This window comes from Nitrobacter sp. 62-23, from assembly GCF_001897285.1.
In the GTDB taxonomy this organism is placed as follows: Bacteria; Pseudomonadota; Alphaproteobacteria; order Rhizobiales; family Xanthobacteraceae; genus Nitrobacter.
The window spans coordinates 1-1,353 of the sequence record NZ_MKSM01000080.1; the positions used below are offsets into that span (position 1 = coordinate 1).

At 64.0% G+C, this 1,353-nt stretch carries 2 protein-coding genes; both read left to right on the plus strand.

The features are described from left to right. Positions 1-20: 20 nt before the first annotated feature. On the plus strand, positions 21-875 hold the full coding sequence (locus BGO16_RS06895; RefSeq protein ID WP_292617875.1) for a cytochrome c oxidase subunit 3: 855 nt from the start codon (positions 21-23) through the stop codon (positions 873-875). Between the two features lie 93 nt (positions 876-968). After that, positions 969-1,353: DUF983 domain-containing protein (locus tag BGO16_RS06900; protein WP_292617876.1), on the plus strand; the 385-nt coding region annotated here is incomplete at its 3' end.

Consider the following 1,353-nt stretch of genomic DNA (forward strand, 5'->3'; position numbering starts at 1 on the left):
CTAACGGAGAGAGACCGCAAATGGCTACGGCGCAAGTCAAGCACGATTACCACCTTGTCGACCCGAGTCCGTGGCCGATCGTAGGCGCGACCGCTGCCTTCATCATGGCCATCGGCGCCATCCTGTGGATGCACCACCTGACCGCGGCCGCGCCGATCATCTTCGGCATCGGCGTGGTCGGCGTGCTCTACACCATGGCGAGCTGGTGGGCGGACGTGATCCGCGAAGCCGAGCACAAGGGTGACCACACCCGCGTGGTGCAGATCAGCCACCGCTACGGCATGATCCTGTTCATCTGCTCCGAGGTGATGTTCTTCGTCGCCTGGTTCTGGGCCTTCTTCAACTCCGCGCTGTTCCCCGCCGATCCCGTGCACATGACGCGCGCGGCGCTGTTCGGCGGCGTCTGGCCGCCCAAGGGCACCCAGGTCTTCGATCCCTGGCACCTGCCGTTGCTCAACACCCTGATCCTTTTGACCTCGGGCACCACCGTGACCTGGGCCCACCATGCCCTGCTCAACGGCGACCGCAGGGGGCTGAAGTGGGGCCTGATCCTGACCATCGCGCTCGGCGCCATCTTCACCTGCGTGCAGGCCTACGAATACCATCACGCGGCCTTCTCCTTCGCCGGCAACGTCTATGGCGCCACCTTCTTCATGGCCACCGGCTTCCACGGCTTTCACGTGCTGGTCGGAACCATCTTCCTGATCGTCTGCCTGTTCCGCGCCAATGCGGGACACTTCACGCCGCAGCAGCACCTCGGCTTCGAGTTCGCCGCCTGGTACTGGCATTTCGTCGACGTGGTGTGGCTGTTCCTGTTCGTCTGCATCTACGTCTGGGGCAATGGTGCCGCCGCCATGGCGCATGCCGCGCACTGAGCCGGACCACACCCCTCTGAACCACAGCAAAGGGCGGCCGCGTGGCCGCCCTTTTCTCTTCCGGACCCTGTCTCTATTTCCGCGGGAAAGCCGATGTCCAGTTTACTCACCCGGGCGACAACGTCGCAGGCCATCATGCGCGGGCTCGCCTGCAAATGCCCGCGCTGCGGCAAGGGAAAACTGTTTTCCGGGTTCCTGACCCTGCGCCCGTCCTGCGATCAATGCGAGCAGGACTATTCCTTCATCGACGCCGGAGACGGGCCCGCCGTCTTCATCATCCTGATCGCGGGCTTCATCGTCGTCGGCGCAGCCCTGATCGTCGAGGTCAAATACCAGCCGCCGTTCTGGGTCCACGCCGCGCTCTGGATCCCCCTCGTCCTCGCCGTCACACTCTGGCCCCTCCGCGCCATGAAATCCCTCCTCATCAGCCTCCAGTTCCACCACAAAGCCGCAGAAGCCAGACCCATCCACAAAAACC

Excerpts from the sequence above, each read along its gene's own strand:
- BGO16_RS06895 (WP_292617875.1), top strand. The coding sequence starts at position 21 with ATGGCTACGGCGCAAGTCAAGCACGATTACCACCTTGTCGACCCGAGT.